This is a genomic window from Ammoniphilus oxalaticus (genome assembly GCF_003609605.1).
In the GTDB taxonomy this organism is placed as follows: Bacteria; Bacillota; Bacilli; order Aneurinibacillales; family RAOX-1; genus Ammoniphilus; species Ammoniphilus oxalaticus.
This window is the reverse complement of sequence record NZ_MCHY01000009.1, coordinates 286,763-306,459: the sequence shown is the minus strand read 5'-3', so window position 1 is coordinate 306,459 and position 19,697 is coordinate 286,763. Positions and strand designations below refer to the sequence as shown.

Below are 19,697 nucleotides of genomic sequence, written 5' to 3'. Positions count from 1 at the left end.
CGGGAGTGTGGATAGCGCTCACTCTTTTTTTTATTCGATAAAGAAAGGGTGGTTGGATGGGTCATGTAGATCCAGTGGCGCCACAAACTGAAGCAACGCCTCGATTGTGGACCCGAGCGTTTATTATATTAACAATTTCAAACCTATTTTTATTTCTAAGTTTTCAGATGTTGATTCCGACTCTCCCTGTTTTTGTCGCTAATATGGGTGGGGATGAACTTGCGGTAGGGATGGTTATCAGTGTATTCACAATTTCTGCCTTATTGGCTCGACCATTCGCAGGTAAAGCGCTAGATTCGATGGATCGAAGAAAAGTGTTAGTGATCGGGTTAATTTTGTTTATTTTATGCTCTTCAGGTTATTATTGGATGTCCACCATCTTTTTGGTCCTCTCGCTTCGCTTTATTCACGGGATCGGTTGGGGAATCTCCACGACAGCATATGGAACGATTGTTTCTGATCTGATTCCACAGCAACGTCGCGGGGAAGGCATGGGGTACTATGGGCTGTCGAGCAACTTTGCGATGGCGTTTGCCCCGTTGATAGGGATTTGGATTATGAATGATATGGGGTTTGGCCCTTTATTCACAGTGTCGGTGACCCTCGGAGTCATTGGACTTATTCTCTCCCAATTTATACACTATCCTGAACCGCAGCGCGCCCCGCAATCATCTTCAGATGAACCTGAACGCAAAGGTAATTTCTATGCGGGGCTTGTGGAAAGAAGTTCTTTGTTTCCTTCTCTGTTGATGTTAATGATATCGGTCACTTATGGGGGGATAGTTAGCTTTATAACGCTGTTTGGAAAAGAAGTCGGCATTGGGAATGTAGGGTGGTTCTTTTTAGGTAATGCCGTCGTTATTATGCTAACACGCCCATTTGCCGGAAAATTGTTTGATATGAAAGGTCATGCATGGGTGTTGTTGCCGGGGATTATATGTTTAGCCAGCGGTGTGCTTCTTCTTTCTTTTGCGGATACAACCACAAGTTTATTGATTGCGGCTATCTTTTATGGGTTTGGTTTTGGAGCTGTTCAACCCTCCTTACAAGCTTGGACAATTGATCGAGCAGCTCCTCATCGTCGCGGCGCGGCAAACAGCACCTTTTTTTCCGCCTTTGATTTAGGAATCGGGATCGGGGCGATGGGTCTAGGAGCTATTGCAAATGCCTCTTCCTATGCGTTGATGTATCGTTATTCAGCTATCATGACAGTCAGTTTTCTGGTGGTTTACGGTTGGTACTTGGTTAGAAATAGAATGAATGTATAAATTTTTTAGAGCGTAAGCCCTACTTTAAGTAAAGTAGGGCTTACTTACTGTTTGTAGACTAAAAAAGACCAAATTGGAAAAGCTGATTGTTAAAATCAAGCATCGATTTAAGAGGGTGGGTGAATGCGTCTATTTCGAAAAAAGTCTAAACAGAATCAAACTAAAGAGACTGTTCCAGTCGAGCAGTCTGCTGCTGAACCTATTTCTTTATCTACGCATTTTAGTGAAAACATTCAATATTTTAAAAGGGTCTACCAAGATTGTGATGACGTCGTTTTCCGGTCATTTTTAGTCGGGAATCAAACAGAAGCGACTATTATCTACATTGACGGGCTAGCAAATACAGAAGAGATCGATGCTCGAGTGTTATCTCCGTTGATGAATGAACAGATCGATCCAGAAGCAAACCGTTTGTGGCTACAACAAAAATTAGCCGTGGCTAATGTAACTGAGCTTGGTTCAATTAGTGAGTGTATCGAACATATTTCAGCAGGCAGTCCCGTGTTAGTGATCGCGGGTGAAGAAGTTACCTTCTCGTTAGGACTGACAAAATGGGAAAGACGCTCAGTCAATGAGCCGACGGGAGAAGCGGTCGTGCGCGGACCGAAAGAAGGTTTTACGGAATCGATTGGAGTCAATACCGCCTTGTTGCGTAGAAGAATTAAGAGTCCAAAATTAAAAATGAGAAATATGAAAATGGGGCGTTTGACACAAACCGATGTTGTTTTAGCTTACATCCAGGGAATTGCTGATCCGATTTTAATTGATGAAGCAACCGTTCGTCTCGAGCGAATTGATATTGATGGCATTCTTGAGGGTGGCTACATTGAGGAGTTAATTCAAGATCACCCCGTTTCTCCTTTTCCGCAAATTCTAAATACTGAACGAACGGATGTCGCCGTCTCTAGCTTGTTAGAGGGGCGCTTTGTGATTTTAGTCGATGGCACTCCCTTTACGCTTGTCGCTCCAGTGAGCCTGTATTCGTTTTTACAATCGAGCGAGGACTATTATGGAGGGTTTTGGTTAAACACGGCTGTCCGTTGGTTACGGTATTTATTTTTGGTCATTTCACTTCTATTCCCCTCATTGTATGTTGCGGTCCTCACTTTTCACCAAGAAATGACGCCGACTTCTTTATTAATCAGTATCGCCTCGTCTAGGGAACAAGTTCCTTTTCCTGCCCTTATAGAGGCGTTAATTATGGAGATTACGTTCGAAGCGTTGCGAGAAGCGGGGATTCGTTTACCGAGCCAAGTAGGGCCAGCTGTTGGGATTGTCGGAGCCTTAGTTATTGGTCAGGCAGCGGTTCAAGCGGGAATTGTTTCGGCGCCGATGGTGATGGTTGTAGCGATTACGGGAATTGCCTCCTTTGCTATACCTCGCTACGCAGTGGGAATTACGTTCCGCTTGCTTCGATTCCCGATGATTTTGTTAGCGGGCACGATGGGTTTACTTGGAATTATGCTGGGGATCATCATGATCATTATTCATTTATGCTCACTGCGTTCTTTTGGTATTCCATACTTGGCTCCAATGGCTCCCATGCGATTTCGTGAAATGAAAGATGTTCTAATAAGAGCTCCGTGGTGGATGCTAAATACCCGACCTGATCTTACGGATGGCCCCTACAATAAATTCCGTCAGATCCCTAGACGGAAATCGGATACGAAGGAGGAGAAAAGATGAAACAGCTTTATCGCATTCTCCTATTATTTAGTTGGTTGCCATTCGTAGCAGGGTGTTGGGATCGAATCGAAATCAATGATTTGGCGATTGTTGTTGGAGCTGGTGTAGATAAAAAAGGAGATGAGGTGGAAGTTACGGCGCAAATCATCGTTCCTAAAGTATTAAGCGCCGAAGGGGGCGGAGCGGGAGATGAAACGATGGTCCGAACAGGAAGGGGAGCAACGATTACCGATGCTGTGGCTGATGCGCAAACGAAATTTTCTAGAAGAATTTTTTGGGGCCATACGAAAGTGATTGTATTTGGTGAGGAATTAGCTAGAGAGGGAATCAGTGAATATGCCGATTTTTTTGCGCGTCATCCAAAGGCCCGTTTACGTAGCCATATGTACGTCAGCAAAGCATCCACCGCAAAAGAAGTGTTGATGCTTCATCCCGCTTTGGAAAGAAGCTCCTCAGAAGTAATGCGTGAAATGTCGAGATCTCCTTTTCAAATGGATGTTACTTTAAAAGACTTATTAGAAATGTTGGAATCGGAAGCGCATGCCGCTGTAATCCCAGCTGTTAGTATTCTCCCAGTTGAACAAGGTCAAGATCCGTTACAGACAGCCGCCTACATTAGTCACACCGCAATCCTTGGAGGAGATCAAATGATTGGAATGGTAGATGAGCAAATGACGAAAGGATTGCTCTGGTTTACGAATCAAATTGACGGAGCCACTGTAACAATCAAGGTAGCTGAAAATGAGTTTATTTCCACAAACATTTTGCGGGCGGAAATGGAATTGGTTCCAGAAATAGAAGGAGAGAAGTGGAAAATGACTGTAAAAGGAAGACTGGTGGATGAGATCATTATGAATCGATCAAGTTGGGATGTAATGAATCCAGTAGATATTCGGAAGATTGAACAAAGAATGGAAGAAGAGGCAGAAAAGCAAATGGAGGCGGTCCTTAAGCTTTTACAGAAAAATTACAAGGTAGATGCGCTTGGCTTTGCGGACGCTTTCGAACGGAAGTATCCGCAGCAGTGGAACCAAGTTGAAGGTAATTGGGTTGATATTTTCTCAACGGTCGAAGTTCACTATGATCTAAAAGGAAAAGTGAAGCGGCCCGGCATGTCGACAAACTCACAAGGGATGTAAGTGGAAAGGTGATGCGTAACGAATGAAAGGGTTTGCTATTATCGGGATTGTATTATATTTTGCAGTCCTGACGTGGTTAGAGTGGTCAAGTCTAGTCAGTAATGGCGTAAGGGATTTGATCGCCTATGCTTGTTTAGTCGGACTAGGTTGTTTTCTCGGTATTTTACTCGTTTTGTTTCCTGATTTAAAAAGTCCGTTAACTTGGGTCGATAAAGTTTACAAACCTTTTAGCGCGATGCTTAAATAGTAGCAAGAGTTCTTAGCAAGGACCATAATGAATTGGTCCTTGCTTTTATTGAAGTCTGATTTTATGATGATAATAATGTTCTGCGAATGATCAGCGTAAACAAGAGGATGGCAGGAATCATCATTTCGAACGTGAGGTTGACAAAAGGAGAGACTGATCTTAAGAATTGAACAAGTTCTTGAAAGTTGGGACTTACCCAAAACGATAAAATAATGATCAGCCCAGCCAATGGGAACACAGTGGACCGCTCGTTTGAAAGATTGAACACTTGTTTAAAACATAGATTAGCAATGTAAAAGTAAAGTGAGATTTTTAGAAAGGCGCCCGTTACCCATATCGCCATGATAACGGACTCGAGATGTTCTAGAAATTCTGCGAAACTGATGTAACTAACTGCGCTCATCACGGGATACATTAAACTTGGCGTAATGCGTCCAAATACAAACAAGGTAGCGAGATTAATGAAAAAGAGTGTTAGGAAGATACCAAATACGGAGATCATTCCCCACTTTAGCCCTTTTTCTTGATCGGTTACAGATGGAAGTAAAAAAGCGATAATCATCACATGCGTATACCAGCCTGCTGGTGGAATAGCTCCCTTTATTACTGGGAGGAACCCATTTGCCATTAGGGGAGTGATGTTTTTAAAGTTCATATCCGGTATCAGCAAGAGAATGATTAGGATCCACAGTATAATAATGATCGGCACAAACATCTCAGCCAGCCTTGCTAACGTTTCTAGGCCGGCTTTGACGGCGCAGGCGCAAATGAGAACCATGCTGCCTAAGATGAAGAACATCGGCGTCTTTGGCAGAAAACTACCTGCAATAAATTCGCCATATTGTCTAACAACGGTAGCGTTGTTAATTATGAAGTAACTTAAAGTAAGCAAACCGGCACATTTTCCAAGTGGTTTACCTAAGATACTCTCCATGTATTGGATATAGGTTAGCTTTGGATATGCCTTGTGCAATTGGTAGCAGATGTAAACGACTATAAATCCAATGAATGACGAGAGAATGACAGAGATCCAAGCGTCTCGATCCGCATGATGGCTCATCACAGCGGGTAATAAAAGGTCACCCGTTGCTATTACCATCGGAAAGATCAGGATCGCCATTTGCAATGAGGATATTTTTGAATTGTCTAGCTTCATGTATATCGACCCTATCTTGATTTTAATTACAATTGATATTTATTAACGAAATCGCTTAATTATATACGTCAAATTACACCTCCTATAGTAAGACGATTAATTACTTTCGATAAGAAAAATGAGGGGGAAACGCTTTGAACCTGAGAGATATCGATGAGACTGATATGGAGATTTTAAGATACTTGTCGGATAATGGTCGAATGAGTAACGCGGAACTGGGTAGAATGTTAAATCTTTCAAGAGCTGCGGTGCGTGAACGGGTTAATTCACTTGTGGAAAAAGGTGTAATTGACAGATTTACAATTATTGTTGATCCACGGAAAGCGGGTACTCTTTTATCGGTCTATTTAAATATTGAAGTTGAGTGGTTAAAGCTTGAATCTGTGGCGAATGAAATTTCAGAATATGCGGAAATTACGAATGTTTATCAGATGAGCGGTAAACCGCATTTGCATTCGCATGGCATGTTTGATGATCCCGATCATGTTGGGGAATTTATTAATAAGTTACAGGAGATTGAGGGAATCACTCATATTACAAGCGAGTTATTGCTGCGTAGGTTTAAGGAACAACATTCGATTCTTATATAAGTTAAAAAACCCCTTGTTACAAAATTGAATTGTACCAGGGGATTTTTTAGATCCGCAGCTTCGGTTTAATAATTAAAAAAGTACGTGGCAATGGATAAAAGGATGGAAGTGAAGGTCATTGCTAACAATGGACGGAAAGCCTTTGTTAGAGCATCATGTAAATTAACATTGAGACCTAAGCCAGTCATCGCCATTGTTAAGGTGAAGGTCGTCAGTTGAGTCATTGTAGCGTTAAATGTAGGCGAAACAGGAATATAAACGCCTAATATATAGCTGCCAATGATACTCATGATGATGAAACCGATTAGGAACCATGGAAATGAAATCTTTGATTTCGATGTGGCGGATACGCTCATCTGATTTTTATTCATCCAAAACATTAAAATGAAACATAAGGGAATAAGCAAGAAAACACGCCCCAGTTTAGCCAGTAGGGCGATGGCTAAAGGATCCTGCCCCGCTGGCGCAGCAGCTAATACAACATGGGCTAGTTCATGCAGGCTGACCCCCGACCAGATTCCGTAATGCAAAGGTGAAATCGGAAGAAAAGGTCTAACGACTGTATAGATAATTGCAAAGATCGTTCCAACTAAAGCGATTATACCGACACCAAGCGCGGTGTCCTCATCTTTTGACTTTAAGATAGGTGAAGCCGCTGCGATTGCCGCGGCGCCGCATACGCCAGTTCCAATAGCCAGCAGTAAAGAGAGGGAGGTTTCCGCCTTTAAGCGCTTGGCAAGTAGCATCATCACTATAATGACTGACATGATAATGATGGCGTCTTGAAGCAAGAGTCCCAATCCTTGGCTCAAAACCAATCCGATGTTAAGTTTTAAACCGTATAACACGATTGCCAACCTCAATAACACTTTCGATGAAAATTGAATCCCCGCTTGAATTTGGCGCGGATAACCAAAGATTTGTCGATAAGCAATAGCGAGGATGATCGCGCAAGACATTTGTCCGAGACGATTGAACCCTGGAATAAAAGCCAAACCATAGCCGATCAAGGCAATTAAAAAAGTAAATAAAACCCCGCCTATCCATAGTAAGATTTTATTAAAAGAATCATTCATTCGCATCACCTCTTCTATGTCGTTTACAATGAATAGCATAAATTTGTTTTAATAATAAGTAAAATAATTTGTTGTTATATAAACTATAATTATTCACTTATAGATAGGAGCCTTGAAAGGATGTGATGGCGTGAATCAGCATCTCGTCGTGTTTGTGAAAGTAGTGGACTTAAAAAGTTTCTCGCAGGCGGCAGAACAATTGCATATGACGCAACCCGCAGTAAGCCAATATATACAATCCCTTGAGAGATTGATGGGCGTAAAGTTGTTGGATCGTACAAGTAAAATGGTTCGCCTAAATAAAGCGGGCGAAATTGTCTATCATCATGCGGTAGAAATTTTGGGGCTTTACTCGCGTATGCAAAGTTTAGTTGATGATTTATCGAATACAGCCAGCGGGACCCTTTCAATTGGAGCCAGCTATACATTTGGCGAACACGTACTGCCGCACATCATTGCCAAGCTAAGCAAACAATATCCGCATATTAAACCGACGATAACGATTGGTAATACGAAGGAAATATCTGATTTAGTTCGAAATCACCAACTAGACATTGGTATTGTGGAAGGGAACTTTAATCAGAGGCAGCTATCGGTTGAGAATTTTGCTGAAGATTTAATGTATATATTTACTTCTGCTGAGCATCCTTTTACGCAACTCGAGATGATCACCGCAGCTGAACTAAAAGAGGAAACATGGATTGTTCGTGAAGTGGGCTCAGGAACGCGAGAAGCCGCGGAGAAGATGTTTGTGTCTTTTGGATTTATACCTGTGAAAGTGTTGGAATTTGGAAGCGCCCAACTGATTAAAGAATCGGTTGAAGCGGGCCTAGGGATTACATTGCTTTCTCAATGGGCAACGCAAAAGGAACTTTCGTTGGGCACCCTAAGTATTGTAAATATCCAGGGTATGCCTATAAGGCGTAAATTCTCCATTGTCACCCATTCTGCTACATTTCAAACTAAAGCAATGGAGGTTTTTAAAAAGATTGCGCAAACGAGTATTGTGTAGAAAGGATGGAATCTTTGTTAAAAGGCATCCATCCTTTGATACTTCATAACGTATATCTGTGGCCGATCAAGCTAAGCTATATAACTATAATAAACAGTTTAGGCAACTTTAGTATCACCAGTTATAAGTGTTGCATTTGGATCATCAATTTTTGTTGTAAACGAAAATGAAATTCCACCCAATATTATCAGTATTGCCGATAGATAAAATCCAGATGTTAAAGTTCCTGTTACCTCCGCCAACCATCCATTGACAGTTGGCGCAAAGACGGAGGACAATACACCCGCAAAGTTAAAGAAGGCAAATCCTTTAGCGTACACAACTTTAGGTGTAATGGAACCAACATAGGAGATTAAAACGGGATCAAGCGCTAACTTTCCAATCAGTCCGTATAAAACAAGCCCCACGATCATCAAACTATAATTCCCGACATATGGGATCATAACTTGACAGATCGCGGCTGCAAAAGCTAGACTGATCACCAACTTCTTCTTATCTTTCATTTTATCTGAAATATAACCAAAGAAAATGGCTCCCGGTATCGATGCTAAAGGTACTAGGGATGCAATAAATCCTGTTTGTGACGCTGCCAATCCTCTCACCTGTTGTAGGTAGAGTGGGAGCCAAGTTAACATGCCAAAGAATCCATACAAGGAACAGAAGATAACGACATACGTTAGGATGTGGTTACGACTAAATAACATCTTAACGGATGCTTTTGGGGCGTTTGGGTCCACTGTTGTCGAATCGGTATCCGGAGACTTATCTTTAACAACAAATCCAATGACAATAGCAAGTACAATGGCAGGGATAGCTAAAAGAGTAAACGGGAATTGCCACTGTTTACCTGCAGTGTAAGTGAAATAACTAGATGACATTAAGCCTAAAGCTACCCCAAGAGCCATACCACTATTAATGATTGCTGAGGAAAGACCGCGGATCTTTGTTGGAATGACACTCGATGAGATCGCATACTGCGTGCCGTAATAAGTTGCTTCTCCAATTCCTGTAATTAACCGAACTACTAAGAAGGCGGTAAATCCACCAACTATCCCACTGAAGAATACTCCAACACCAAATACCAGCATGCCGATCACAAGGACTTTAACCCTTCCAAATTTATCGGCAATGATTCCACTCGGAATTTGCAATGCGGCATAGCCTGCAAAGAACACGGTGGAAAGAAGTCCGAGTTGTGATTTATTCAACCCCCACTCTGTTCCAACAGTACCTAGAACAGGTCCCAGGATATTTCTGTCAGCGTACATCAATGTCCAACCAAGTGTAAACAAACAAACCATTAAAATTAATCTACCTTTTGACATTATCTTCATTCCTTTCTTCATCTATTGGGACTAACTGCTCATATTGTGATCTAATTACAATTAAGTTAAACTTGGGAATTTATGGTTCAATTCAATTGTTTAGATCAAGATACTTTGAAATATTGAATTTACCGTAGAAATAATTTGATATTATTATATATTTCAAGTATTTGCTTAATTATCATTAAAAATCAAAGTTGATATTATTCTTTGATTTTCCTATCATAATAATTGAAAGTTAGCGCTCGACAACATAGAGTGCTAACAAAAAAAGATAAAGGAAGGTGACACAAACCGTCATCTAGGTTCGTCCCCATAACTTAATGTTGTTGTTTGCTTAATTTAATTCAGGGAGATAGAGAGACCAGCATGTTCTTTATCTCCAGTTGGTGAATGATTTACCAAAATTTTAAATTAGGAGTGATTTAATCAATGACATTGCCTTTAGAAGGTCTTAAGGTTCTTGATATGACAGGGGTTCAAGCAGGTCCAGCTTGTACACAAATGTTAGCCTGGTTCGGGGCGGACGTGCTTAAAATCGAACGTGTTGGAGAAGGGGACATCACGCGTAGGCAATTACGTGATATTGATGGTGTAGATGCCCTTTACTTTACACAATTAAACCATAATAAGCGTTCCATGGAATTAAACCCACGAACGCCAGAGGGTAAAGAAATACTTGAGAAACTAGTTAAGAAATCTGATATATTAGTTGAAAATTTCGGTCCGGGAGCGTTAGACCGCATGGGCTTTTCTTGGGAACGTCTACAGGAGCTAAACCCAAGATTGATCTTTGGCTCAATCAAAGGTTTTGAAGAAAACTCTCGCTATAATGACTTAAAAGTATATGAGAACGTTGCCCAGTGCGCGGGTGGTTCCGCTTCTGTAACGGGATGGTGGGATGGACCTCCAACAGTATCCGGAGCTGCATTAGGTGATTCCAATACGGGAATGCACTTAGTTATTGGTTTGATTGCGGCAGTTAGGCAACGAGATTTGACGGGGAAAGGTCAAAAAGTGGCTGTTTCGATGCAAGCGGCTAACATCAACCTGAACCGCGTTAAGCTTCGTGACCAAATGCGTCTGGAAAAATTGGGGAAATTGGAAGAGTACCCGCAAGAAAGCCTAAATCTTGGATTTGACGAAGCAGTTCCACGCGGTGGTAATGCTGGCGGCGGTGGCCAACCAGGTTGGATTTTGAAGTGTAAAGGTTGGGAAAAAGATCCGAATGCTTACATTTACTTTACGATTCAAGGACAAAACTGGAAGCGTACAGCTGAAGCGATTGGTAAGCCTGAGTGGATAGAAGATCCTGAGTATGCTACAGCGCAAGCTCGACTACCGAAAATCTTTGATATTTTTAAGTACATTGAAGACAATGTTTTAAAAGATATGACGAAAGACGAAGCGGTTGATTATTTCCGCAAGTTTGATATTCCATGCGCGCCAGTTAAGAGCATGAAGGAAATTGCTGAAGATCCAGATCTGCGTGAAAGCGGAACCATCGTTGAAGTTGACCACAAAGTTCGCGGTAAATATTTAACGGTTGGATGCCCAATCAAGTTTACAGCGTTTACACCTGAGGTCAAAGAGTCTCCTTTACTAGGCGAGCATACGCGTGAGGAATTAAAGGAGCTAGGATATACGGATAAGCAAATTGATGAATTAATCGAGAAGAAAATTGTCGGCGAAACGATCCATTTGCAGCTGGAGACAACGATTTAGCCATTTTATAAAATAGATATATAGACAAACCATAATAGAAAACTAAAAACTCCTAGAATTTAAGATGGGAGCTGATTCTATATAGAGTCAGCTCCTTTTATTTATATACAACATAGTTAAAAAGAAGTTGATCTGGTAAGTGAAGGATTCGATAGTTAACAGGAGATAAAGTGCAAAATAATGCAAATATGGACAAAAAACGCCAAAATACAAGTTTGCTCAAAAAGTGGATGTCCTGTATATTTGAATTAAAGTTAGCGCTTCGGAATTCCGATTGCTAACTTTACCATCAAGACCGTGACTGGATTTCAGCAAGTGAATTTCTTATGTGTTCGTTTTTTAGAAGACTTCGCTCTCATATGAAAGCACTTACTGATTATACAGTCATTGAAGTTTGACTCTTGGTGAAGCAGTGGACACAGTTCAAGCGATTTACCAAAATTCAAATTAGGAGTGATTCTTGCATGTCATTGCCTCTAGAAGGAATTAAGATTATTGATATGACAGGTGTTCAAGCTGGTCCAGCATGTACACAAATGTTGGCTTGGTTTGGCGCTGACGTATTGAAGATCGAGCGTGTTGGAGAAGGGGATATCACACGTAGACAATTACGTGATATTGAGGGTGTTGACGCTCTTTATTTCACGCAACTAAATAGTAACAAAAAGTCTATTGAGTTAAACCCAAGAACACCAGAAGGTAAGGAAATTCTTGAAAAACTAGTTAAAGAATATGATATCTTAGTAGAAAACTTCGGTCCAGGAGCTCTAGACCGCATGGGCTTCACTTGGGAGCGATTACAAGAGTTAAATCCAAGATTGATCTTCGGTTCGATCAAAGGATTTGAAGAAAACTCCCGTTATAATGACCTGAAAGTATATGAAAACGTTGCTCAGTGCGCGGGTGGATCCGCTTCTGTAACTGGATGGTGGGATGGACCTCCAACAGTATCTGGAGCTGCTCTAGGTGACTCTAACACAGGAATGCACTTAGCGATCGGTATCCTTGCTGCTGTAAGACAACGTGACCTAACAGGTAAAGGTCAAAAAGTAGCAGTTTCGATGCAAGCTGCTAACATCAACCTAAACCGTGTTAAGCTTCGTGACCAAATGCGTTTAGAAGCAGCTGGTAGATTAGAAGAGTATCCGCAAGAAAGTCTAGGAATGGATTTCGACGAAGCTGTTCCTCGCGGCGGTAACGCAGGCGGTGGCGGACAACCAGGTTGGATTTTGAAATGTAAAGGTTGGGAAGAAGATCCGAACGCTTACATTTACTTCACAATCCAAGGTCAAAACTGGAAACGTACAGCTGAAGCGATTGGTAAGCCTGAGTGGGCGGAAGATCCTGAGTACGCTACAGCGCAAGCTCGTCTACCAAAAGTATTCGATATCTTTAAGTACATTGAAGATAACGTATTAGCGGATAAGACGAAAGACGAAGCGGTTGACTACCTACGTAAGTTTGATATTCCAGTTGCTCCAGTTAAGAGCATGAAGGAAATCGCTTATGACGAAGACCTTCGCGAAAGCGGAACCATCGTTGAAGTTGACCACAAAGTTCGCGGTAAATATCTAACGGTTGGATGCCCAATCAAATTTACAGCGTTCACACCTGAGATCAAAGAATCTCCTTTACTAGGTGAGCACACGCGTGAAACTTTGAAGTCCCTTGGCTACACTGAAGAACAAGTTAACGAATTTATTGAAAAGAAAGTCGTTGGCGAAACCATCCATCTAAAATTAGAAACAACGATTTAATAAGCAAACCTTTTACAATAGGCAAACCAAAAAGGTAAGCAAACTAAAACTTCTGAACATTAAATACTCCTAGAATATAGGCGAGCTGATTCTTAATTAGAATCAGCTCGCTTTGTTTTCTCTTAAATATCCCTGTCTGACTATTGAAATTAATCTGTTATAAGCTAATTTAATAGAGTTTAAAAGGTAGAGAAATTTAATCTTTTCAAAAACTGAAGCATTTTAATCATAATAGGAGAAAAATGGAGATAAGTTACAGTAAAGGGTAAAAACAGAGAGAATACGGATTTGATCTATTTTTATCTATCCTATATATTTTAAGTAACGTTAGCGCTGGGCATTGAAAAGCGCTAAAGTTATGATCTCCATGTAAAGGATGGTGAAAATGGATTAAGCGAATGAATTTCATATGATAACAGCCGATCTTAAAATGAAATTAATAGCTAACCACACCGCCTTTTAAATAATCCTTTTGAGCTGTTAAAATAGAAAGCGCTTTCTTACAAAAAAGGAAGCGTTTACTTTGGGCAGTCAGTTATTAAGAAGGAAATGGAGAACGCTGTCGAAACTGTCTTTCCTTGGTAAATCAATGAACAAAGTTCAAACCGATTTAAATTAAATCTAGGAGTGATTAATCAATGAAGTTGCCTTTAGACGGGATCAAAATTATCGACATGACTGGGGTTCAAGCAGGACCTGCTTGTACTCAATTATTAGCTTGGCTGGGAGCGGAAGTACTTAAGATTGAGCGTGTTGGAGAAGGGGATATCACACGTAGACAATTACGTGATATTGAGGATGTAGACGCCCTTTATTTCACGCAATTAAACAGTAATAAGAAATCATTAGAACTAAACCCTCGAACGCCTAAAGGGAAAGAGGTTTTGGAGAAACTAGTACAAGAATATGATATGTTAGTTGAAAACTTTGGCCCGGGAGCTCTTGACCGTATGGGCTTCACTTGGGAGCGCTTACAGGAGTTAAATCCAAGATTAATCTTTGGTTCAATTAAAGGATTTGAAGAAAATTCTCGTTATAACGATTTGAAAGTATATGAAAACGTTGCTCAGTGCGCGGGTGGATCCGCTTCTGTAACGGGATGGTGGGATGGACCTCCAACAGTAGCAGGCGCCGCTTTAGGTGACTCCAATACAGGGATGCACTTAGCAATTGGATTGATCGCTGCTGTAAGACAACGTGATATAACAGGTAAAGGTCAAAAAGTAGCGGTTTCGATGCAAGCTGCTAACATTAACCTGAACCGTGTAAAGCTTCGTGACCAATTGCGTCTTGAAAAGTTAGGAAAACTAGAGGAGTATCCGCAAGAGAGTCTAGGATTAGAATTTGACGACGCTGTTCCTCGTGGCGGTAACGCAGGCGGTGGCGGACAACCGGGTTGGATTTTGAAATGTAAAGGTTGGGAAACAGATCCGAACGCTTACATTTACTTTACGATTCAAGGACAAAACTGGAAGCGCACTGCAGAAGCGATTGGTAAGCCTGAGTGGGCGGAAGATCCTGAGTACGCTACGGCGCAAGCTCGTCTTCCGAAAGTATTCGATATTTTCAAGTACATTGAAGATAATGTCCTAGCCGATAAGACGAAGGACGAAGCGGTTGACTACTTACGTAAGTTTGATATCCCTTGCGCTCCAGTTAAGAGCATGAAGGAAATCGCTTATGACGAAGACCTTCGCGAAAGCGGAACCATCGTTGAGGTTGACCATAAGGCTCGCGGCAAGTATCTGACAGTTGGATGCCCAATCAAATTTACTGCGTTCACACCTGAAATTAAGGAATCCCCTTTATTGGGTGAGCACACACGTGAAACATTAGCCCTTCTAGGTTACAGTGAAGAGGAAATCGAAGAAATGATTGCTGAAAAAGTGGTTGGCGAAACCATTCATCTTAAACTTGAAAGCACTATCTAAGATTAGAAGCCTATTGGTTTCATAATATAGTAAGAAACAAGCTGATCCTCAATCGGATCAGCTTGTTTTCGTTTGATATAATTTACATATAGATATACAATTATCCATATATTTTTTATAAATAAAGGGGTATTGGTATGGATCATTTACAGATTGGCGACTTTCGCCTTGTTTGGTTAAATGGCGGTAAGATTTTATTAGATGGGGGAGCGATGTTCGGGGTTGTTCCAAAATTTATGTGGAGCAAACGATACCCATGCAATGATTTGAACCAAATTAAAATGCGGGTAGATCCTATCTTAATTCAAACGGATGAGAGGAATATATTAATTGATACAGGTATGGGCAGCCGCAAACTAGATGAAAGTCAAAAGAGACGGATGGGGCTAGTTGAAGAATCAACAGTTGAGCAGTCATTACGCGCCCTTGGCCTGACCCCGCAAGATATTGATTATGTGCTATTAACACATCTTCATAATGATCACGCTGCGGGTTTAACTAGAAAGAAGGACGATCGATACACAGCAGTCTTTAGCGAAGCGAGACACTATGTAGAAGCAACTGAATGGCAGGAAGCGCGTCACCCTAATATCCGAACACGCAATACGTATCTCGAAGAGAACTGGCAACCAGTTGAAAAAATAGTACAGACTTATAATGACCGTTATGAAGTCCTGCCAGGTGTAGATCTTATTCACACAGGCGGACATAGCGCGGGGCATGCTATTGTAAGAATCGAAAGCAAAGGGGAAGTCGCTTACCACTTATCGGATATCCTGCCTACCCATGCTCACAGAAACCCTTTGTGGGTCATGGCCTATGATGACTATCCGATGGATTCAATTTTTGCAAAAGAAAAATGGATACAGAAAGCGATTGAAGAAGAGGCATGGTTTGTATTTTATCACGATTATTTCTATCGAGCGATTAAATGGGATTTAGATGGAAATATAGTAGGGGAATTGAAGGCGCCAATAGAATCATAGATTGAATGAATGGAGATAGAACCCTTACTGAATGAAGCGCAAGATCCACTTGGATCTAGGGTTCGGGATCATCAGAAAGGGTTCTATTGCCTTGATGAGTGGCGCTCGTGTTAAGGTTCGAGGTTGCTTTATCAAGGCGGGGCAACAAGATAGAAACCGTTGTCCCTTTTTCTAACTGACTTTTAATTTTTATTTTACCGTTGTAGGATCGGATAATTTGAAACGTGATCATCATCCCTAGACCTGTCCCATTTTTCTTTAGGGAATAGAATGGGGTGCCAAGGTTTTCAATTTGTTCCTTTGTCATTCCAATTCCTTGATCCGTAAATTTTATTTCAATATAACCGTGTTTTGTCGGAGCGCAACTTACATTGATTTGACCGCCATTAGGCATTGATTCAATTGCATTTTTTAGGATATTAATGAAACATTGATCCAGCCTTTGTGGATTAGCCAAAACCCAACAGTTGTCAGTTAAGTTTGTTTCGATATCTACATTTTGAGTGTTTGAAAACGTATGCGTAATGTTGGCTACTCGAAGCAATTCCGATTTAATGTCGACTTCTTTTGATTCGCCCGTTGTTGGCTTTGCAAAGGTCAAAAAATCGTTAATAATCATATTGGCTCGATCTAATTCTTCAATTGAAATTTTAATGTATCCTTTATTACTATCCGGTAAATTGGATTCGTTTAAAAGTTGCAAAAAACCACGTGTCACCTGCATCGGATTCCGTATTTCATGGGCAAATATCCCAGTTAGGTCGCTTAACAATCGCATTTTCTCTGAGTTTTGCAATTCTTCTTTCATTCTTAACTTCTCTTGAACACTTTCGATAAAACTAATGATAACCAAACTTGTTGTTAAAATAATGACAACAAAGGTAACAAAAACGGAAATAGCCTCTGCGTCGACAAGGATAAAGTCATCAAATACAGAACTAATCAAAAAGCAGAATAAATAATACAGTTTCAAAAGAAGGTAAAGTTTGAGCCTCTTTATCCTCGATGAATGCTGGTAGGTTGTTGATACTAAAAATAAAACAGGGAAATAGAGCGACATATTAATGACAGCGTGTAAGATACCAAAATGTCCGCCAAATAAAATGCGAAGCAGCAATACCCAAGCAAAGAGTAAAATACCTGCTTTGTGGCCGAGGTACAAATAACCGATCGTTAGCGGGATGACTCTTAAGTCAAAGCGATGTTCATAGTCGCTATGAATTGGAAAGAGCATACAGAGCGCGATCGTAGTTGCGTAAAAAATAAAGGAGATGATTTTCCCTTTTTTTGACTCGGCAATTTCGCCTTTCTCAATCCAAAACAATTGGTATACTGAGATGGGAAAAATGACAATGAGGATTTGAAACAGCAGGTCATTGATCCCGAATAGACCATTTAAACCAAGTAAGTTATTCATCGGTTTCCTCGAATCACAGTTTTATCCCTGCTTAAATAATTCGGAACAAAACATAGGTAGTATGATGGATTGTGTTTTGTTAAGCTTACAACCTTAAAAAATCTCTTCACTCAGTCTCAGACCTCATTAAATTGTGATTTTAGCCCCTGTTCCTTTGCGCAGGGGCTAAAAGTTCCTCTTAAATTCAGAACGAACATTGTTTTATAGTTGTTGTTTTACTTTTTCAAAGCAGTCGATGATTGCTTCATGCGCCCGATACTGGAAGAGATGATCCATTTCTGTTGGATCCATATTAACGAGCACTCTTGCTGCTGATTTTTTCGTATAACGAGGTAATTGGTTAACCGGTCCGACTTGCAAAGACGTACCTAGAGCCATAAACAGATCTGCTTCTTGTGTTGCATTGTAAGCTTCTTCAAATCCTAAGATGGGTTCCTCAAACATAACCATCCCTGGTTTGATGACAGCGTTATCTTTTTCACAACGAGGCACAACCTCTTTATTAATATATTCTAGATCATAGATCGTTCCGCATTCAGGACAACTGGAATGTTGAGCATTTCCATGAATTTCAATCACATTTGTGCTCCCTGCTTTTTGGTGTAGGGAATCAACATTCTGGGTTACAATCGTTACGTCTTTCCCCATTTTCTCCAACTCAGCTAGGAAAAAGTGTCCATCGTTTGGTTCGTAAGTGTCCTGTAGTTTAAGTTGAAGCAAGTCTTTATAAAATTCCCAAAACTCTTTTGGTTCCTTGCGGAAATAAGTTACAGATAGATAATAAGGGATGTTTTCTTCTTTTCCGGCGTATAAACCAGTTGACGATCTGAAATCAGGGATTCCGCTAGGAACGCTAATTCCTGCGCCCGTAATTACGGTAATTTTTTTTGCCTTTTTTATTTCATCAGCAATCTGGGAGTATAATTCCATTTGTCTTTCCCCTTCCTTTTCTTTTCAAAACAGAAAACTACATTAATATAGTTACCTCTAATAACATTCTATCATGTTTTGTCCCAATATGCTCAAGGAATGTCCTGAAAAAGCGTGTATTCTACTACCATTTATAACGTATTTGCGCAGCTTTTATCTATGAGGGAAAAAGAACGGATGAAAGGAAGCAAAATGTTACAAAATAACGCATGTTTTCTTGAATAATAACAACTTAAATTGTATTATGGATCTAATTAAGATGATAATTAATTATAGTTTTTAACGATAGATTACCTAATCCATTCCATCTTCCCCAGCATGCTCTTTTCGCATCCACAAGGCCATTTGTAGCGTGGCCGCATCATGAAAGTGTTGGGGGTTGTAGCCCGTCCGTTCCTTAATCCGAGTCAAACGATACATTAAGGTGTTTCTATGAATATACAGTTGTTTCGCTGTTTCTGATAAATTGAGATGGCAAGCAAAAAGTTTTTCGAGTGTCGATAAATCTTTAGACGATAAGGATGCCAACGTCCGTTCACTAAATTTTTTTCGGTACTTTGCGCCAATTTGTGAGAGAAGAAACTTGATTTCTATGTCAGCATAAGAAATAAGTGATTGTTCCTTTTCCCCAAGTTCTATGGCGAGTTGGGCTTCTTGAAATGAAATGTAAGTATGGCGTAATTCCGACACTTCTGAACCGAGCCCCATTTGAAAATCCATTCTCATCTGTTTCAATATTCTTTTTAAGGAATTTAATTTTAGCAAGACTTTCTCTTCTGATAAGCCGTGCGAGAGGATAAACAAACAATGAACATGAAGAAACCCACAGACCATTTGTTTTAAATTTGTATTTTCACGAATGGTTTTGAGTAAAGAACTGTTGGGAATAGACTTCTCACTGATCTCGATGAGGGCGACTTGATACGGCGCGTCTAGTTTAAGTTTAAGTAGTCGTAACCGTTGATCTAAGGCATCTAGATTAGGATTTGGTTGAATTAATTCAGTGAAAATTAATTCCTTGATTTGTTGTCTCCATTCTAGTTGGGTGGCGATAAAGGCTTGTCTTATCATCATCTCTGTTGTCATTTTAACTAATTCAGCAATCGGTTGGATTTCAAGAGGATCGCCCGTAATCCCAATTACCCCCACCAATTTTTCGTCAAATACAATCGGTAAATTGACACCAGGCAAAGCTCCTTTCCACATAGAAGGATGGTCAATAATCAACGCGTGATTGCTTTTGATGACTTCTAGGGCGCCTTCATGAATTTGGTCTACCCTTTTTGCATCGCCTGAAGCAAGGATTCTGCCATGTTGGTCAATAATGTTGATGTTTTTATTGAGACGCTGCATCGTTTCCTGGACGATTTGTTGGGCAATTTCCTTTGTTAACATGACAACCTCCTTAGATTCCTTTAGTCTATTTTACACAAAAACACTGTAGGATTCAGC

The 19,697-nt window shown here is 40.6% G+C and carries 16 protein-coding genes; 10 read left to right on the top strand and 6 right to left on the bottom strand.

Annotated elements, in window-relative coordinates:
- Window positions 1-56: 56 nt before the first annotated feature.
- From BEP19_RS12940 to BEP19_RS12925, 4 genes are all read left to right on the top strand, one after another.
- Window positions 57-1,268, top strand: a complete 1,212-nt coding sequence (locus tag BEP19_RS12940) for an MFS transporter (protein WP_120190337.1) — start codon at window positions 57-59, stop codon at window positions 1,266-1,268.
- A gap of 123 nt (window positions 1,269-1,391) precedes the next feature.
- Entirely contained in the window at window positions 1,392-2,954 is a 1,563-nt protein-coding gene (locus tag BEP19_RS12935; protein WP_120190336.1) for a spore germination protein, read from the top strand.
- Window positions 2,951-4,093 carry a Ger(x)C family spore germination protein gene (locus tag BEP19_RS12930; RefSeq protein WP_120190335.1) on the top strand — a complete coding sequence of 381 codons (1,143 nt, stop codon included), beginning with the start codon at window positions 2,951-2,953 and terminating at the stop codon, window positions 4,091-4,093. Before BEP19_RS12935 ends, BEP19_RS12930 begins: the two co-directional genes overlap by 4 nt.
- Before the next feature lie 22 nt (window positions 4,094-4,115).
- Window positions 4,116-4,340, top strand: coding sequence for a hypothetical protein (locus BEP19_RS12925; protein ID WP_120190334.1), 225 nt, complete (start codon window positions 4,116-4,118; stop codon window positions 4,338-4,340).
- 61 nt (window positions 4,341-4,401) lie between these two features.
- Here the strand turns inward: BEP19_RS12925 and BEP19_RS12920 are convergent, their stop codons facing one another.
- Entirely contained in the window at window positions 4,402-5,496 is a 1,095-nt protein-coding gene (locus BEP19_RS12920; RefSeq protein WP_120190333.1) for a GerAB/ArcD/ProY family transporter, read from the bottom strand.
- A gap of 134 nt (window positions 5,497-5,630) precedes the next feature.
- On the opposite strand from BEP19_RS12920, the gene BEP19_RS12915 reads away from it, so the two are divergent.
- A complete protein-coding gene (locus BEP19_RS12915; RefSeq protein ID WP_120190332.1) occupies window positions 5,631-6,086 on the top strand; it encodes an Lrp/AsnC family transcriptional regulator in 456 nt (151 codons plus the stop codon).
- Window positions 6,087-6,151: 65 nt separating this feature from the next.
- Here the strand turns inward: BEP19_RS12915 and BEP19_RS12910 are convergent, their stop codons facing one another.
- Window positions 6,152-7,162: a YeiH family protein gene (locus tag BEP19_RS12910; RefSeq protein WP_245983545.1), complete on the bottom strand. Its 1,011-nt coding sequence runs from the start codon at window positions 7,160-7,162 to the stop codon at window positions 6,152-6,154.
- Between the two features lie 130 nt (window positions 7,163-7,292).
- On the opposite strand from BEP19_RS12910, the gene BEP19_RS12905 reads away from it, so the two are divergent.
- The gene (locus BEP19_RS12905; RefSeq protein WP_120190330.1) at window positions 7,293-8,174 is read left to right on the top strand and encodes a LysR family transcriptional regulator; all 882 of its coding nucleotides are present in this window, start codon (window positions 7,293-7,295) and stop codon (window positions 8,172-8,174) included.
- Window positions 8,175-8,272: 98 nt separating this feature from the next.
- Here BEP19_RS12905 and BEP19_RS12900 read toward each other — a convergent pair whose 3' ends face one another.
- Window positions 8,273-9,499, bottom strand: coding sequence for an MFS transporter (locus BEP19_RS12900; protein WP_120190329.1), 1,227 nt, complete (start codon window positions 9,497-9,499; stop codon window positions 8,273-8,275).
- Window positions 9,500-9,931: 432 nt separating this feature from the next.
- Here BEP19_RS12900 and frc (BEP19_RS12895) point away from each other — a divergent pair, with 432 nt between their 5' ends.
- The 4 genes from frc (BEP19_RS12895) to BEP19_RS12880 all read left to right on the top strand — a co-directional run bounded on the left by frc (BEP19_RS12895) (window position 9,932) and on the right by BEP19_RS12880 (window position 15,898).
- Window positions 9,932-11,224 (top strand): formyl-CoA transferase, encoded by a 1,293-nt coding sequence (gene frc / locus BEP19_RS12895; RefSeq protein ID WP_120190328.1) that lies wholly within the window; start codon window positions 9,932-9,934, stop codon window positions 11,222-11,224.
- A 464-nt stretch (window positions 11,225-11,688) separates the two neighbouring features.
- On the top strand, window positions 11,689-12,981 hold the full coding sequence (gene frc, locus BEP19_RS12890; protein WP_120190327.1) for a formyl-CoA transferase: 1,293 nt from the start codon (window positions 11,689-11,691) through the stop codon (window positions 12,979-12,981).
- Between the two features lie 638 nt (window positions 12,982-13,619).
- Entirely contained in the window at window positions 13,620-14,912 is a 1,293-nt protein-coding gene (gene frc / locus BEP19_RS12885) for a formyl-CoA transferase (RefSeq protein WP_120190326.1), read from the top strand.
- Window positions 14,913-15,049: 137 nt separating this feature from the next.
- On the top strand, window positions 15,050-15,898 hold the full coding sequence (locus BEP19_RS12880; RefSeq protein ID WP_120190325.1) for a YtnP family quorum-quenching lactonase: 849 nt from the start codon (window positions 15,050-15,052) through the stop codon (window positions 15,896-15,898).
- 55 nt (window positions 15,899-15,953) lie between these two features.
- On the opposite strand, the gene BEP19_RS12875 is transcribed toward BEP19_RS12880, so the two are convergent.
- The 3 genes from BEP19_RS12875 to BEP19_RS12865 all read right to left on the bottom strand — a co-directional run bounded on the left by BEP19_RS12875 (window position 15,954) and on the right by BEP19_RS12865 (window position 19,640).
- Complete coding sequence (locus BEP19_RS12875) at window positions 15,954-17,315, bottom strand: ATP-binding protein (protein ID WP_120190324.1); 1,362 nt, start codon at window positions 17,313-17,315, stop codon at window positions 15,954-15,956.
- 201 nt (window positions 17,316-17,516) lie between these two features.
- Entirely contained in the window at window positions 17,517-18,245 is a 729-nt protein-coding gene (locus BEP19_RS12870) for an NAD-dependent protein deacylase (protein WP_120190323.1), read from the bottom strand.
- A 294-nt stretch (window positions 18,246-18,539) separates the two neighbouring features.
- Complete coding sequence (locus tag BEP19_RS12865; RefSeq protein ID WP_120190322.1) at window positions 18,540-19,640, bottom strand: CdaR family transcriptional regulator; 1,101 nt, start codon at window positions 19,638-19,640, stop codon at window positions 18,540-18,542.
- Between the last annotated feature and the right edge of the window lie 57 nt (window positions 19,641-19,697).

Excerpts from the sequence above, each read along its gene's own strand:
- BEP19_RS12940 (WP_120190337.1), top strand. The coding sequence starts at position 57 with ATGGGTCATGTAGATCCAGTGGCGCCACAAACTGAAGCAACGCCTCGA.
- BEP19_RS12935 (WP_120190336.1), top strand. The coding sequence starts at position 1,392 with ATGCGTCTATTTCGAAAAAAGTCTAAACAGAATCAAACTAAAGAGACT.
- BEP19_RS12930 (WP_120190335.1), top strand. The coding sequence starts at position 2,951 with ATGAAACAGCTTTATCGCATTCTCCTATTATTTAGTTGGTTGCCATTC.
- BEP19_RS12925 (WP_120190334.1), top strand. The coding sequence starts at position 4,116 with ATGAAAGGGTTTGCTATTATCGGGATTGTATTATATTTTGCAGTCCTG.
- BEP19_RS12920 (WP_120190333.1), bottom strand. The coding sequence starts at position 5,496 with ATGAAGCTAGACAATTCAAAAATATCCTCATTGCAAATGGCGATCCTG.
- BEP19_RS12910 (WP_245983545.1), bottom strand. The coding sequence starts at position 7,162 with ATGAATGATTCTTTTAATAAAATCTTACTATGGATAGGCGGGGTTTTA.
- BEP19_RS12900 (WP_120190329.1), bottom strand. The coding sequence starts at position 9,499 with ATGTCAAAAGGTAGATTAATTTTAATGGTTTGTTTGTTTACACTTGGT.
- frc (WP_120190328.1), top strand. The coding sequence starts at position 9,932 with ATGACATTGCCTTTAGAAGGTCTTAAGGTTCTTGATATGACAGGGGTT.
- frc (WP_120190327.1), top strand. The coding sequence starts at position 11,689 with ATGTCATTGCCTCTAGAAGGAATTAAGATTATTGATATGACAGGTGTT.
- frc (WP_120190326.1), top strand. The coding sequence starts at position 13,620 with ATGAAGTTGCCTTTAGACGGGATCAAAATTATCGACATGACTGGGGTT.
- BEP19_RS12880 (WP_120190325.1), top strand. The coding sequence starts at position 15,050 with ATGGATCATTTACAGATTGGCGACTTTCGCCTTGTTTGGTTAAATGGC.
- BEP19_RS12875 (WP_120190324.1), bottom strand. The coding sequence starts at position 17,315 with ATGAATAACTTACTTGGTTTAAATGGTCTATTCGGGATCAATGACCTG.
- BEP19_RS12870 (WP_120190323.1), bottom strand. The coding sequence starts at position 18,245 with ATGGAATTATACTCCCAGATTGCTGATGAAATAAAAAAGGCAAAAAAA.
- BEP19_RS12865 (WP_120190322.1), bottom strand. The coding sequence starts at position 19,640 with ATGTTAACAAAGGAAATTGCCCAACAAATCGTCCAGGAAACGATGCAG.